This is a genomic window from Parafrankia discariae (assembly GCF_000373365.1).
Classification (GTDB): Bacteria; Actinomycetota; Actinomycetes; order Frankiales; family Frankiaceae; genus Parafrankia; species Parafrankia discariae.
Genome location: NZ_KB891242.1, coordinates 23,816 through 39,580, shown reverse-complemented (window position 1 = coordinate 39,580; position 15,765 = coordinate 23,816). Strand labels below are relative to the sequence as shown.

Sequence of the window (15,765 nt, the reverse complement as noted above, 5' to 3'; positions counted from 1 at the left end):
TGCCGCATCGCCAGCACCATCTTCATGATCCCAGCCACACCCGCGGCGGCCTGGGTATGGCCGATGTTCGACTTGACCGACCCCAACCACAGAGGACGATCCTCCGGACGACCCTGACCGTAGGTCGCCAGCAACGCCTGCGCCTCGATCGGATCACCCAACGTCGTGCCCGTCCCATGCGCCTCCACCACATCCACCTCGGACGCGGACAGACCCGCACCCGCCAACGCCTGGCGGATCACCCGCTGCTGCGACGGACCATTCGGCGCCGTCAAACCATTCGACGCACCATCCTGATTCACCGCACTACCCCGCACCACCGCCAACACCGGGCAACCCGCGGCCAGCGCGTGCGACAGCCGCGTGACCAGCAGCATGCCGGCGCCTTCACCCCAGGCTGTGCCGTCGGCCGCCGCGGCGAACGACCGGCAGCGGCCGTCCGGGGACAGGCCGCGCTGGCGGGAGAAGTCGATGAACGCGTCGGGGGTCGCCATGATCGTGACTCCGCCGACGAGCGCCATCGTGCATTCGCCCTGGCGCAGCGACTGGGCTGCGAGATGCAAGGCGACCAACGACGACGAGCACGCCGTGTCCACCGTGACCGCCGGCCCCTCCAACCCGAACGTGTACGCCAGCCGACCGGACACCACGCTGCCGGCGGTGCCGGTGCCCAGGTAGCCCTCGAGGTCGGCGGGAACCGTCTGCCGATCGGCGGCGTAGTCGTGGCCGTTCGACCCGGCGAACACCCCGATCCGCGACCCGCGCAGCGACAGCGGGTCGACACCGGCCCGTTCGAACGCCTCCCAGGACGTCTCCAACAACAACCGCTGCTGCGGATCCATCGCCAACGCCTCACGCGGGCTGATCCCGAACAGCGCCGCGTCGAACTCCGCCGCGTCGTAGACGAACCCGCCCTCCCGCGCGTACGTCGTGCCCACGTGATCCGGGTCGGGATCGAACAGCGCGTCGAGGTCCCAGCCCCGGTCGGTGGGGAAGGCCCCGATCGCGTCCCCGCCGCCCAGTACCAGGTCCCAGAGCTGCTCGGGCGTCTCGACCCCGCCGGGGAACCGGCAGGCCATCCCCACGATCACGACGGGATCGTCGGTGACGGCGGTCGCGGCGGCCGGGCCCGGCGGCACGGGCGCCGATCCGGCGAGCGCGCCGGAGAGCCGTTCCAGCACGTATCGGGCGAGCTGTTCGGTCGAGGGATAGTCGAAGATCAGTGTCGCCGGCAGCGGGAGCCCGGTCGCCGTGGTCAGCCGGTTGCGCAGCTCGACCGCGGTGAGTGAGTCGAAGCCCAGCTCCTTGAACGCCCGACCGGCGTCCACCGCGTCGGTCGAGGCGTGGCCCAGCACGGCGGCGACGTGGGTGTGCACCACCTCGCCGACGAGCCGCTCCCGGTCCCCGGCGGGCAGGGCCGCCAGCCGCTGGGCGAACGACGACACGACGACGGCGCGCTCGTCCACCGGCCCGGCGGCGGCGCGCACCTGCGGGATGTCGGCCAGCAGCGGCCGGGGCCGGGCCGCGGCGAAGACCGGCAGGAACCGGTCCCATGCGACGTCGGCGACGGTGAGCAGACCCTCGTCGGCGCCGACCGCCTGCGCGAGCGCGGCGAGGGCGTGCTCGGGGTCCATGGCGACGAGGCCCGCCCGGCGCAGATGGGCCTGCTCGGCGGGGTCGGCCGCCATGCCGATCCGGTCCCAGGGCCCCCAGGCGAGGGCGGTCCCGGGACGGCCGGCCGCGCGGCGGCGTTCGATCAGCGCGTCCAGGGCGGCGTTGCCGGCGGCGTAGGCGGCCTGGTTGGCACTGCCCCACACCCCGGCGATCGAGGAGAACACGACGAAGGCGTCCAGCGGCGCGTCGCCCAGGAGGTCGTCGAGATGCAGCGCCCCGGCGACCTTGCCGGACACGACCCGCAGCAGATGGTCGGCGTCGGCCGTCATGAGCGGGGCGTCCTCGGCCACCCCGGCGGCGTGGACGACCGCGTTCACCGGGCCCACAGCGGTGAGCAGCTCGGCCAGCGCGTCGCGGTCCGCGACGTCACAGGCCCGCGCCTCGACGCCGACGCCGGCGCCGAGACCGACGCCGGTTCCGGGCAGGGCGCCGGCGCCGGCGCCGGACAGCTCGGCGACCAGAGCGGCGGCCCCGGGCGCGGCGGCACCGCGGCGGCTGACCAGCACCAGGCGCTCCGCCCCGGCCGCGGCGGCCCATCGGGCCACCTCGCCGCCGAGGCCGCCGGTACCCCCCGTGATCAGCACGGTGCCACGTGGACGCCACACCTCGCCGGTGCCCTCCGGTGCCGGGACGAGTCGGCGGACCAGGATGCCGTTGTCGCGGACCGCGGCCTGATCCTCCCCGCCGGGAAGACCGGCGAGGACGGCGGTCACCCGCGCACCCGCCCGCCGGTCGAGGGTGGCCGGCAGGTCGAGCAGGCCGCCCCACCGCTCGGGATGCTCCAGGCCGACTACCCGGCCGAGGCCCCAGACCTGCGCCTGGGTGACGTCGGCCGGCCCGTCCGAGCTGGCGGTGCGGACGCCGCCGCGGGTCACCAGCCACAGCGGCGCGGTGACGCCCACGTCGCCCAGGGCCTGCACCACTGACAGCGTGTCGGCGGGCAGACCGTCACCGAACGCGACGACCCCGGCGATCGGGCCCGCCGTGCCCGGCGGAGCGACCGGCGTGGACAGCGCGGTGAGCGCGGAGCTCAGCGCCGCCCGGTCGAGGCCGCCCGGCAGTGGCACGACGGCGGCGCCGGCCGCGGTCAGCACCGCGGCCAGCTCGGGCGACTCCCCGACCAGCAGCCAGGTGCCGGTGAGGGCGGCGGGGCCCGGGTCGGTCAGCGGCTGCCAGCGCACCCGGTACCGCCAGGAGCGCGTCGAGGCGACCAGCCGGCGGCGGGCCCACCAGGATCCCAGCGCCGGGAGTACCTCGGCCAGCGATGCGCGCTCGACGCCGAGCCGGTCGGCCAGGCCGGGCAGGTCCGCCCGTTCGACCGACTCCCAGAATCCGGACTCGCCGGTCGGGTCGGTGCCCGTCGGACGTCCCGCGGGGGTGGACGGCAGCCAGTACCGTTGCCGCTGGAACGCGTAGGTCGGCAGGTCCAGCAGCCGCCGCGCCCCGGTACCCGCGAACAGCGCGGGCCAGTCGACGTGGCCGCCATGCACGAAGACGTCGGCGACGGAGGTGAGCGCGCTCGACACCTCGTCCCTGTCCCGGCGCAGCATCGGTACGCAGACCGCCCCGGTACCAGTCGAGGTACCGACGCCAGTCGAGGACGCGGTGTCGGCCGGGGCCGGCAGGCAGTCGCGGACCATCGCCGTGAGCACGCCGTCGGGGCCGGCCTCCACGAAGCGGGTCACGCCGAGCGCGGTGAGGCTGCCGACCGCGGCCGCGAACCGCACCGGCTCGCGGACCTGCCGCACCCAGTACTCCGGATCGGACCACTGGCCGGGCTCGACGGGCCGGCCGGTCACCGTGGAGACCGCGGGCAGGGTGGGCTCGGCGAAGTCCAGGAAGCGCAGCAGCCGCCGGAAGTCGGCGAGCATGGGCTCCATCAGGCGCGAGTGGAACGCGTGGCTGGTACGCAGCCGGGCAGTCCGCCAGCCACGGCGGGCCGCCTCCGCCGAGGCCACCGCGATGGCCTCGGAAGGCCCGGAGAGCACCACGGCCGCCGGCCCGTTGACAGCGGCCAGGTCGACACCGGCCCCGCGCAGATCGGCCGCCCCGCGCCCGCCATCGACCTCGGGCAGATCAGCGACCCCGGGTATGTCGGTGGCGTCGAGCAGGTCGGCGAGGTCGGCCTCGCCGGCCTGCACCGCGAGCATCGATCCGCCGGCGGGCAGCTCCTGCATGAGTCGGCCGCGCGCGCCGACCAGCGCCGCCGCGTCGGAGAGGTCCAGCACGCCGGCGGCGTGGGCGGCGGTGACCTCGCCGATCGAGTGGCCGGCGACGACCTCCGGGGTGACTCCCCACGACCGCAGGAGCGCGAGCAGCGCGACCTCGACCGCGAAGATCGCGGGCTGGGCGTACTCGGTGCGGTCCAGCAGCTCCGGCCCGTCGGCCAGCACCGTGCGCAGTGGACGGTCGAGCTGGTGGTCCAGGTGCCAGCAGACCTCGTCGAGCGCGTCGGCGAACACGGGGAACGCCTCGGCGAGCCGCCGTCCCATCGCGAGCCGCTGCGAGCCCTGACCGGTGAACAGGACGGCCAGCCGCCCGGCGCCGGCGACGCCCCGGACGACCGCGGGCGACGGGTCGCCGCCGGCGAGCGCCGCGAGTCCGGCGTGCAACCCGCCCGCGTCGGCGCCGAGGACGACCGCCCGGTGCCCGAACCGGGCGCGGGTGGTGGCCAGCGACAGCCCGAGGTCGGCGGGGGTCGCGTCACCGAGCGACAACCGGGTCAGCAGGTTGGCGGCCTGCCCGCGCAGCGCGTCCGGGCTGGCCCCCGAAACGACCAGCGGGACGACCGGCGACGCGGCGCCCGGCGGGACAGCGCCCGGCGCGCTGTCGGTGGTCTCGGTGACGTCGACGCCTTCGAGGAGAAGGTGGACGTTCGTTCCGCTCATGCCGAACGACGACACGGCGGCCCGGCGCGGCCGGTCCCGCGCCGGCCAGGGGGCGGTCTCGGTCACCAGCCGGACGGTCCCGGAGCTCCAGTCGACGTGCGGGGTGGGCTCGCCGACGTGCAGCGTGGCGGGCAGCACCCCGTGCCGCATCGCCAGCACCATCTTGATGACCCCGCCGACACCGGCCGCGGCCTGGGTGTGGCCGATGTTCGACTTCAGCGAGCCGAGCCACAGCGGGGCGTCGGACGGCCGTCCCCGCCCGTAGGTGGCCAGGACCGCGTTCGCCTCGATCGGGTCGCCGAGGGTGGTGCCGGTGCCGTGTGCCTCCAGCGCGTCGACCTCGTCGGGGGCGAGGCGGGCCGCGGCGAGGGCGTGCCGGATGACCCGCTGCTGGGCGAGGCCGTTCGGGGCGGTCAGGCCGTTGCTGGCGCCGTCCTGGTTGACGGCGCTGCCGCGGATCACCGCCAGGACCCGATGGCCGAGCCGGCGGGCGTCGGAGAGCCGCTCGACGAGGAGCATGCCGGCGCCCTCGGACCAGCCGGTGCCGTCCGCGGCGGCGGAGAAGGGCTTGCTGCGGCCGTCCGGTGCCATGCCCCGCTGGCGGCTGAAGGCGATGAACGAGGCGGGACTGGCCATCACCGCGACACCGCCGGCGAGGGCCATCGTGCACTCGCCCTGGCGCAGCGCCTGGGCGGCGAGGTGCAGCGCGACCAGCGACGAGGAGCAGGCGGTGTCGACGGTCAGCGCCGGGCCCTGGAAGCCGAAGGTGTAGGCGACCCGGCCGGAGGCGACGCTGGCCGCGTTGCCGGTCAGCAGGTACCCCTCCAGCCCGTCGGTGGCGTCGGCGATGCGCGGGCCGTACTCCTGGGTCTCGGCGCCGACGAACACCCCGACGCGCTCGTCGCGCAGGCCGGTGGGGTCGATGCCGGCCCGTTCGAACGCCTCCCAGGACGTCTCCAGGACGAGGCGCTGCTGGGCGTCCATGGCGAGCGCCTCGCGCGGGTTGACGCCGAAGAAGTCGGCGTCGAACCGGTCCGCGTTGTAGAGGAAGCCGCCGCGCCGGGCGTAGCTGGTGCCGGGCTGGTCGGGGTCGGGGTGGTAGAGCGCGTCGAGGTCCCAGCCACGGTCGGCGGGGAACTCGCCGATCACGTCCGCACCGGACGTCAGCAGCCGCCACAGGTCCTCCGGTGAGGCGACCTCGCCGGGGAAGCGGCAGGCCATGCCGACGATGGCGATCGGCTCGTCGTGCGGCGGCGGCGGCAGCTCACCGGCCACGGCCTCCGGTGCGAGGTCGAGCAGCTCGGCCTCGAGGTGCCGGGCGAGCGCCACCGGTGTCGGATGGTCGAAGACGAGCGTGACCGGCAGCGCGAGCCCGGTAGCCGCCTTGAGCCGGCTGTGCAGTTCGACCGCCGTCAGGGAGTCGAAGCCGGACTCGAAGAACGTCCCCGTCGGGTCGAGCGGATCGACCGGGTCGCCGGTGCCGACCGGGGCGGCTGGAGCGCCCGAGTCAGCCGGGTCGCCGGGTGCGCCCGAGCCGCCGGAACCGCCCGCCGAGCGTCGCAGAGCGCCGGCCGCCAGCCCGGTGACCAGATCGACGAGGAGCCGATGCCGGTCGGCGGCGGCCAGCCTGGCGAGCCGGTGCCGCAGCCCGGGTTCACCGACCGGTGTACCCGCGTCACCCCGCGGTTCGGACGCGGAATTCCCGGCCGCCGCGGAACCCCCGGCCGACACCGAATCCCCGGACGAAATCGCCATGTCACGCCCCACAGTTCTTGCGAAGATGTCAGCAAACACCCGACGCTATCGGCGAAGGCTAGCTTTGCCGACACTTCCACCACACCCCTAGCCGGCCCCTAAAAGGGCCGGGGGTGTCGGAAAAAGAATGCTGTGGCAGCGAAATCTAATTCGGAGCCAGGCTCTTCCGGCGGCGGTTGCCTCGGGTGGCCGTGGCCGCGCCGGATGTGCCCTGACGATCCTACCCACACCACGTCGAAGGCGGGCCGTTCTTCCAGCTCAATCGGCCGGGATAGGGGCGGCTAGGGTCGCCTAGGGGTTGCCCGGACGCCACAAAGGACCGGTAATTCCCATGGGCATCCACCCATCTCGGCGGCTCGCCGTGCGCGTGTTTCCTTTCCGTTCACCGCCGGCATCTCCCCGACCCTTTTACGCAGAGAAAGCGACGCGATGCGGGTTGCCTGCTGGCAGGCCGGGCAGCGCCCGGCCGAGCGCGGCCTGGTGGCGCGGCTGCGCGACGCGGCGGCGAAGGCCGCCGGCGAGGGCGCTGATCTTCTCGTCACACCGGAGCTGTCCGCCGTCGGCTACCACCTCGGCCGGGCGCGCACCACCGACCTGGCGGAACCGGCCGACGGCCCGCTGCGCGAGACGATGAGCCGACTGGCCGCGTCCGCGGGTCTGGCCGTCGTCTACGGCTGGCCCGAGGCCGCCGGCGGCGGGGTCTACAACGCCGTCCAACTGATCGACGCCCACGGCGAGGTCGCCGCGCACTACCGCAAGACCCATCTGTACGGCGACTTCGACACCGCGACCTTCCTCCCCGGGGATCGGCCGGTGGTCCAGGCGCGGGTCGGCGGCGTCACCGTCGGCCTGCTGATCTGCTACGACGTCGAGTTCCCCGAGATCGTCCGGGCACACGCGCTGCGCGGCACCGAGCTGCTCGCCGTGCCGACCGCGCTGTCCCGGCCGTGGGAGCTGGTCGCCCGCACGCTCGTCGCGGCCCGTGCCTTCGAAAGCCAGCTCTTCATCGCGTACACGAACTGGGTCGGCACCGCGCCCGACGGCTACTGCGGCCTGAGCCGGGTGGTCGGGCCGGACGGCCTGGTGATCGCCGCCAGCGAGCCGGCCCCGGCGGCCACGCCCCCCACGACCGGGGACGGGAAGGCGGACGGGGAGGCTCTGCTCGTCGCCGACGTCGACCCGGCGGCGCTGGCCGCCGCCCGGCGGCTCACCCCGTATCTGGGCGACCGGCGCCCCGAGCTCTACGGCGACCTGACCGGTCCGGCATGACCACCCCGACGGTTGACCGCCGCGGGGAGCGGCCGGACCGGACCGGACCCGGTCCGGTGACGATGTTCGGCCCCGACTTCCCGTTCGCCTACGACCGGTGGCTGAGCCATCCCGCCGGGCTGGGCGCGCTGCCGTCCACCCGCCACGGAACACCGGTGGCCGTCATCGGCGGCGGGATCTCGGGCCTGGTCGCCGCCTACGAGCTGATGAGGCTCGGGCTGCGGCCGGTGGTGTTCGAGGCCGAGCAGCTCGGCGGCCGGATGCGGTCCGTCGGCTTCCCCGGCCACCCGGACGCGGTCGCCGAGCTGGGCGCGATGCGCTTCCCGCCCTCGGCGACCACCCTGTTCCACTATGTCGACCTGGTCGGCCTGGGCACCCGGCCGTTCCCGAACCCGCTGGCCGAGCCGACCGCCGGCACGCTCATCGACCTCAACGGGGCCCGGCACTGGGCCCGCACCATGACCGACCTGCCGGACGTCTACCAGGAGGTCTGGGAGGCCTGGAGCAAGACGCTGCAGGAGGGCGCGGACCTGTCGGCGATGGACAACGCGATCCGCCGCCGGGACACCGCCACCATCAAGTCGATCTGGAACCGGCTGGTCCGCGAGCTGGACGACGAGTCGTTCTACGGGTTCCTCGCCGCCGCGCCGGCGTTCGCGTCGTTCCGGCACCGGGAGATCTTCGGCCAGGTCGGCTTCGGCACCGGCGGCTGGGACACCGACTTCCCGAACTCCATGCTGGAGATCCTCCGGGTGGTCTACACCGGCGCCGACGATCGGCATGTCAGCATCGTCGGCGGCTGTCAGCTCCTCCCGACGCGGCTGTGGCGGCGGGTGCCGGACCGGGCGGCGTACTGGCCCGCCGGCACCTCGCTCGCCGCGCTGCACCCGGGCGGACCGCGGCCGGCGGTCACCCGGCTGGCCCGAGCCGCGGACGGGATCCGGGTGGAGACGGCGTCCGGCGCCGACACCTTCGCCGCGGTGGTGCTGACCCCACAGGTCCGGCTGCTGCTCTCCACGATCGACTGCGACGAGTCCCTGCTGCCGACCGACGTGTGGACGGCCGTGGAGCGCACCCACTACATGGGCGCGTCGAAGGTGTTCGCGTTGACGGACCGACCGTTCTGGCGGGAGGTCGATCCCGCCACCGGACGGCCCGTGATGGGCATGACCCTCACCGACCGCGCCCCGCGCAGCGTCTACCTGTTCGACGACGGTCCCGACCAGCCCGGTGTGATCTGCCTGTCGTACACCTGGAACGACGACTCGCTGAAGGTCGCCGCCCTTCCGGCGGAGGAACGTCTGGCGATGATGCTGCGCGGCCTCGACCGCATCTATCCAGAGCTGGAGATCCGGAATCGGATCATCGCCGACCCGGTGACCGTGACCTGGGAGACCGATCCGCGTTTCATGGGGGCCTTCAAGGCGAACCTGCCGGGGCACTACCGCTACCAACGCCGGCTGTTCAGCCACTTCGTCCAGGCCGGGCTGCCCGAGCACCAGCGTGGCGTCTTCCTCGCCGGCGACGACATCTCCTGGACGGGTGGCTTCGCCGAGGGCGCGGTGACGACCGGCCTGAACGCGGTCTGGGGTGTCCTGCACCATCTGGGCGGCCGGACCCCGGCCGCCAACCCGGGCCCGGGTGACGCCTTCCCCGCGATCGCCCCGATCGAACTGCCCTACTGACAGCCCACCGGCCGGGCCCGCTCGCGGATGGAAGTAGCGCGGGCGGGTCCGGCGCGGTGGCGCTCGTGGTGGTTCGCCGCGGTGGTTATCGGCGCGGGCGCGGGCGTCGCAGGATGCGGCGGTGGTCGACCAAGGTGGTCTGGAAGGCGTCCCGGGAGGACCGCAGCCGGTGGTAGAGGTTGTCCGGTCCGGTGACGCACAGCTCGGTGACGCCCAGCTCGCTCAGTGACCGGACGGTGTCCAGCCAGCGGATCGGCCGGACCAGACCGTCGAGCAGGTCGGCCCGCAGCGCCGACGGGTCTTCGAGCAGGCTGCCGGTCTGGTAGGACACGACCGGGATCCGCGGTTCCGTCAGCTCGAAGCGGGCGTAGACCTCGGTGGCCATCCGTTCGCGCAGGCCGGCGAACGCGGCGGCGTGCGCGGGCGGGCGCATGGTGTGCATCGAGTAGCCGCCGACGTCGCTGATCGCCGCCCGGAAGCCAGCCAGGGCGCGCTCGCGCAGCGAGACCAGGTGGAAGTCCGGGTCGAGGTAGCCGGAGACCTCGTACCACTCGTCGCGCTCGCCGAGATCGGCCAGCAGCGCGGTGAGCCGCTGGCCGGGAACGCGGACGAACGAGTGGGTCACGACGTCACGGTGCTCGACGGCGAAGTACTCCCGTTCCACCCGGGCGATCTCGCTCACCAGCCGGATCATGTCGGTGAAGGGCAGCACCCCGGTGTACGCGAGGGCGGCCCGCTCGCCGAAGCTGGGGCCGACGCAGTAGGCCGGGTTGAGCCCTTCCTGTTCGGCGCGGTCCGCGAGCGCGACGCAGGCGACCGCGAACGCGAGCTGCTCGGCGTCGGTCAGCTCCTCCGCGGCCGCGGCCGAGGCAGCGGCGGCGGCCGAGTCCGAGGCGGCAGCGGCAGTGGCGGTCGCGGTCGCGGCTTCCGCGTCGGCGAGGGCGTCGGCGAGCCGGTAGCCGAGGACGTCATCGGCCTCGGCCAGCCGGCGCCGGCCGAGCGGGTCGACCAGCAGGAACTTCCCCAGCTCGCGGCGGCGTACCGGCGCGAGCGCCGGGAAGACGACGGCGGCGGTCACGCGTCGACTGCCGCGGGGTCGGCGACGTCCACCAGACCGGCGAGATCCGCCGGTTCGGTGGTGTCCGGTTGTGGGCCGGGCTCGGCGGCCATGCGCTGCAGCTCGTGCCGGTCGGGCTTGCCGTTGCGGTTGAGCGGGAACCGGTCGATGACCACGACCCGGTTCGGCTGCTCGTAGGCGGGCAGCGCCGCGCAGATCCGCTCCCGCCAGCGGGCGGCGGGACTCCCGGTCTCGTCCTCGACGAAGAACACCAGGGAGCAGCCCCGCCGGCTGTCCGGCAAAGCGATGATCTTCGTGGTGCAGCCGAGCGCGGCGAGCCGCGACTCGATGACCTCCGGGTGCAGCGTGTGGCCCAGCCGGTGTACCGCGAGCTTGCGTCCGTGGACGAAGAGGTTGCCCTGTTCGTCGAGGTGGCCGAGGTCCCCGGTGCGCCGCCAGCCGCGTCGCGCCGGCGCCACCGTCCCGTCCGGCTCCAGGTAGCCCTCCATCATGTCCGGCGAGTCCACGACGATCTCGCCGAGCTCGCCGGCGCCCAGCCGGTTGTCCGCCTCGTCGACGACGCGCACCCCGATGCCGGCGACCGGGCGACCGGTGCCGCCGGGGTTGTCCAGGGTGGCGAAGGTGATGTTCCCGAGCTCGGTGCTGCCATAGCTGTCCAGCAGCGGCTGACCGAAGAGCTCGACGTACTGGGCGACCAGGCTCGGGCCGAGCGGTGCGGCACCGCTGCAGAACATCCGCACGGCGGTCAGGTCCGCCATCGACGCCGGCCGGCGGTTCACGAGGTTCCAGATGGTGCGGTAGGTGGCGGGCGTCGCGTCGATGACCGTGGCCCCGGTCTGGCCGGCCATCCGCAGTGCCCGGTCGACCCGGCGGTACGGCGCGATCACCAGTGAACAGCGCACGATCCAGGCGATGAGCACCATGGACAGTCCGTACTGGTGGGAGAAGGGCAGCAGGGGCAGCAGGACGTCGTCGCGACGGTGTCCCATGTGCACGGCGTTGCGCTCCAGGTTCCTGATGAACCGGGCGCCGGTCTTGACCACCCCCTTGGGGGTGCCGGTCGAGCCGGAGGACCACATGATCAGACCGTCTGGCAGAGCGAGCCAGGTCTCGAGCCGCAGCCGGGACGCCCCCTGCCCCGCACCGTCGCGGTCGTCCCCGCGCTGGTCAACGTCGAGGTCCCCACGTGAGTCGGTCCGGTCGCCCGCCCCCGCGGCCGCGGCGAGGAGCTCGTAGATGAAGGCCGTCGGGGTCGTGTCGGGCGCCACCGCGTCGTCGTCCACGACGGCGAGCGCCACCCCGGCCACCTGGCAGATGCGGTTGGTCTCCGCGGCCACCTCCTGCTGGTCGACCAACACGATGGACGCGCCGGCGTGCATCAGGGCGAAAAGCGCGGTCACATAGCCGGCCGAGTTTCCGGCTTTGAGCAGGACCCGGGTGCCGGCCGACACTCCGCGTCCGTTCAGAACGCCCGCGACGGCAATCGCGGTGCGTTCGACGTCGTCCAGGCTCCGCGCGGAGTCGGCGGCAAAAATCGTGGCGGTCATCGGAGCAGTCCAGTCCTTCCCGAATGCCGCGGTGCGCGCTGTGCGCCGGCACCGTTCCCGCTGTTGGCACCGTTCCCGCTGGAAGCCGAGAGCCGGCCGCCGCAAATGGCCGGTCCACCGGTCGGAGAGTATTGATCTCCGCAACAACCGGCCAACCCCTGAGCCGCCCCTATGCCACCGGGCGCGACGCGCCCGACGCCCGGATCTCAACCGGTTGCGGCTGGTGAGACCGATGTCGCATCCCGCGCCGAGGGCCCGCCAACGCGCCCGCCCCGCGGCATCATCACCGCCGCGCCACCGCCTCGGAGGATAGGACACCCTCCGAGCTGACCGCTGCCCCTACCGGGCCCGATCAATTTGGTACCGGACGGGCTCCACGGGACCTCGGAGCACCGGACGGACAGCGGAACGACCCACCGAACGGCGGCGGGACTTCGGCTGGCACGTCCACACGACGGACGAACTCCCCCGGACGTGGCCCGGACATGGGCCGGGCCATCATGCTCACGCCCCGATGACCGGCGCTGGGACAAACGTGGCGAGGTGCACAGACAAGACCGGGACCTGCCGCGACTGGCCCTGTACAGCCACCACCGAGGGTCACACACAGTCAGCAAACCCAAAAAGAACAACAGATGAAGCAGCAGCTAGCCGACCCGAAAGCCCAAAAAGAAGATCAAATTCATCACAGAGTGTCACAGTTGATCATTTGACGCTATCATCGGTCGATAATTCTGCGCAATCTCCAGTATACCAAAAGTTTGTTTGTGCTCCCCCACAAAAGGGTGACACACTGGCCACTGACGGCAGCCGATCAAACATGCCTCCAGGCGGAGATAAACGCAGTTTTTCTTTTTTGTTTCCGGGCCTCCACCACGGCCCCAGCCGCTGGAACAACAGTTCCACAGGCGGCCATATATCCTGTTGTTTTTATTCATCGCTCGCGGGTTCAAACGGGGGGCAGAAAGGTATGAATCTCGTCGAGCGCAGCTGTTACCTCAGCATGTTCGACAAGGCAGCCGCCCGCTGCGAAACAGGGGCCGGCAGCACCATCTCAATTACCGGGCCGCTGGCGAGCGGGAAAACGTCCCTGCTGGATGAGTTCGCCGCCCGGGCCGCGAACAGGGGTTTTCTGGTCGTGCCCGGGGCGGGCTCACGCACCGAACGACACCTGCCACTCGGCCTGGTGAACCAGTTCTGTCACGGCCTCCCCCCCCTCGACCAGCTGGTGCGCGACCGGCTGATCCGCGACGTCCAGACGACGGCGCTGTCCCCGGCCGTCTCGCCGGAGCTGGGCGACCGCCGGCTGGCGCACGTGCTGCATGCCGTCTCCGACGCGCTACGGGAGGCCAGCGAGCTGGCCCCCGTCCTGCTCACCGTGGACGACCTGCATCACGCCGATCCGATGTCCCTGCGTTGCCTGCTCTACCTCGCCCGCAGAATCGGACAGTCCCGGGTCATCATGGTGATGTGCGGCCGGGGCCTCGGCGAGCCGACGGACCCCCTGCTGTACTCGGACCTGGTCAACCAGGCCCCCCGCGGGCCGCTGAGCCTGCCCCTGCTGACCTCGGCCGGCATCGGCCGGCTGCTCTCGCGCCGACTCGGCGACGTCGCGGAGTCGGACCCGGTCGTGACCGCGGCCCTCGCCGCCACCGGGGGCAACCCGCTGCTCGTCGAGGCGCTGGCGAACGATCTGACCGAAAGGGCCGCGCCCCGGGCCGGGCTCGCCCCGCTCGCCGGCCCCGACCCCCTGGCCGACATCGCCCCACCGGCCGACATCGACGCGTCCTGGCATGTCAGCGCCGGCGATGGGTACGCGCGGGCGGTCCTGCGGTGTCTCGAACGTTGTACCGCCGAGCTCCAGCGGATCCTGCGCGCGGCCGCGGTGCTCGACGAGGAGCTGCCGGCCGGGCTGATGCCGCTGGGGCACCTGTCGTCGCTGGACGTCGCGACCGTCGAACGTGGTGCCCGCGAGCTGGCGGCCGCCGGGCTGCTGCGTGCGGGACGGCTCCCGCACCCCCGGGCGCGCCAGGCCATCCTCGACAGCATGCCGGCCGCCGAGCTGGCCCGCCTGCACCTGCAGGCCGCCCGGCTCCTGCAGGACGACGGCGCGCCGCCGGTCCCCGTCGCCCGGCACCTGCTGCTGGCCGGGCACCGGCTCGACCCGAGCTGGGTGCCCGTCCTGCACGCGGCGGCCACCCAGCTGCTCGACGAGGCCGACACCGCGTTGGCCGTCCGGTTCCTCCGGCTCGCGCACAGCGTCAGCGCCGACAGCACGCAGCGGGCCGACGTCCGGGCGGCGTTGCTGCGGGCCGAGTGGCGCACCGATCCGACGCGGGCCCGCCACCAGCTGCCGCACCTGGTCGCGATGGCCGGCCACGGAACGCTGTCCGTCCCGCACCTGCTGCTCGTCGCCCGGTGCCTGCTCTGGTTCGGCCAGGCCGAGGAGGCGACGGCCGTCCTGGACCGGCTGGTCGACATGCCCGCCGACGCCACCGCGCAGGGCGAGATCCGGTTCACCCGTGCCTGGGCCGGCTTCGCCTATCCCGAGCTGGTCGGGCTGCCGGAATCCGAGCCCGCCGCGGGCACGGCCATACCGCGCCACCGGACGAGCACCAGCACCGGCGAGGCTCTCGCCCAGGTTCTGACGACGGTGGTCAACAAGGGCCCGAACAGCCAGGCCGTGACCGCGGCCGAGCAGGCGCTGCAGCGCTGCGTCCTGGACGACGACGTGCTCGCCCCGATCTCGGCGTCGCTGGCGATCCTGATGCAGGCCGACCAGCTGGAGACCGCCGCGCTGTGGTCCGACCGGCTGCTGGCGCAGGCCGTCGACCGGAAGGCACCGAGCTGGCAGGCCGTCTTCCACGCGATCCGCGGGGACGTCTCGCTGCGGCAGGGCCGGCTGCTCGACGCGTACCGGCACGCCGACACCGCGCTGAGCCTGATGTCCCGGGAGAGCTGGGCGACCGCGCTCGGCGCGCCCCTGGCGACGCTGCTGCACGTCCTGACCGCGCGGGGCCGGCTCGACGAGGCCGCGCGGCAGTTGGAGCAGCCGATGCCCGACGAGACCTTCCGGACGATCTGGGGCCTGGGCTATCTCCAGGCCCGGGGCCGCTTCTACCTGGCCGCGGGCCGGCCGGACGCCGCCCTCGACGACTTCCTGACCTGCGGCGACCTGATGGACCGGTGGAACGTCGACCAGCCGGCGATCGTGCCGTGGAGGTTGGACGCGGCCCAGGCCTACCAGGACCTCGGCGACCCGCGGCAGGCACGGACCATGGTCGAGATCCAGTTCACCAAGCTCGACGAGACGCCCACCCGGGCCCGGGGCCTGGCCACCCGGCTGCTGGCGGCCACCAGCACCGTGGCGCGACGGATCACGCTGCTGCGCGAGTCCGCCGAGATCATGCGGCGGATCGGCGACCAGCTGGAGCTGGCCCGGACACTGGCCGATCTCAGCCACGCCTACCAGGCGGCCGGCGACTCGCTGCGGGCCCGCACGACCGTCCGCCGGGCGTGGCACCTCGCGACGGAGTGCGACGCCGACGCGCTGCGCCAGGTCCTGCTGCCGGACTTCGACGAGGCGGTCGCCGACACCGCCGCCGAGGCCCGGGGCGGCACGGACGCGGCCTCGCTGAGCATGTTGAGCGAGGCGGAGCGCCGGGTCGCGGCGCTGGCGGCGCAGGGCCACACCAACCGCCAGATCGCCAACAAGCTGTTCGTCACCGTCAGCACGGTGGAGCAGCATCTGACACGGGTGTACCGCAAGCTCAAGGTGAACCGCCGCAACGACCTGCTGGCCAAACTGCCGGCCGAGTTCAGCACGATCGCCTGATGGCCGGCCTGCTCGTGTCCACCGATCGACGGAC

Annotated in this window: 5 protein-coding genes and 1 pseudogene; 3 read left to right on the top strand and 3 right to left on the bottom strand. The window is 73.3% G+C overall.

Annotated features, from left to right (window positions below):
* Positions 1-6,317: pseudogene (locus B056_RS37990) on the bottom strand (type I polyketide synthase); the annotation flags it as partial.
* A gap of 429 nt (positions 6,318-6,746) precedes the next feature.
* On the opposite strand from B056_RS37990, the gene B056_RS0125905 reads away from it, so the two are divergent.
* Both B056_RS0125905 and B056_RS0125900 read left to right on the top strand, forming a co-directional pair.
* Positions 6,747-7,586, top strand: coding sequence for a carbon-nitrogen hydrolase family protein (locus tag B056_RS0125905; protein WP_018504768.1), 840 nt, complete (start codon positions 6,747-6,749; stop codon positions 7,584-7,586).
* Entirely contained in the window at positions 7,583-9,271 is a 1,689-nt protein-coding gene (locus tag B056_RS0125900; RefSeq protein ID WP_018504767.1) for a flavin monoamine oxidase family protein, read from the top strand. The genes B056_RS0125905 and B056_RS0125900 overlap by 4 nt, the downstream gene beginning before the upstream one ends.
* Before the next feature lie 85 nt (positions 9,272-9,356).
* Here B056_RS0125900 and B056_RS0125895 read toward each other — a convergent pair whose 3' ends face one another.
* Both B056_RS0125895 and B056_RS37985 read right to left on the bottom strand, forming a co-directional pair.
* On the bottom strand, positions 9,357-10,349 hold the full coding sequence (locus B056_RS0125895; RefSeq protein ID WP_018504766.1) for an ACP S-malonyltransferase: 993 nt from the start codon (positions 10,347-10,349) through the stop codon (positions 9,357-9,359).
* Positions 10,346-11,896 carry a class I adenylate-forming enzyme family protein gene (locus tag B056_RS37985; protein ID WP_018504765.1) on the bottom strand — a complete coding sequence of 517 codons (1,551 nt, stop codon included), beginning with the start codon at positions 11,894-11,896 and terminating at the stop codon, positions 10,346-10,348. The genes B056_RS0125895 and B056_RS37985 overlap by 4 nt, the downstream gene beginning before the upstream one ends.
* A 970-nt stretch (positions 11,897-12,866) precedes the next feature.
* On the opposite strand from B056_RS37985, the gene B056_RS0125885 reads away from it, so the two are divergent.
* A complete protein-coding gene (locus B056_RS0125885; RefSeq protein ID WP_018504764.1) occupies positions 12,867-15,731 on the top strand; it encodes a helix-turn-helix transcriptional regulator in 2,865 nt (954 codons plus the stop codon).
* The last annotated feature ends 34 nt before the right edge of the window (positions 15,732-15,765 follow it).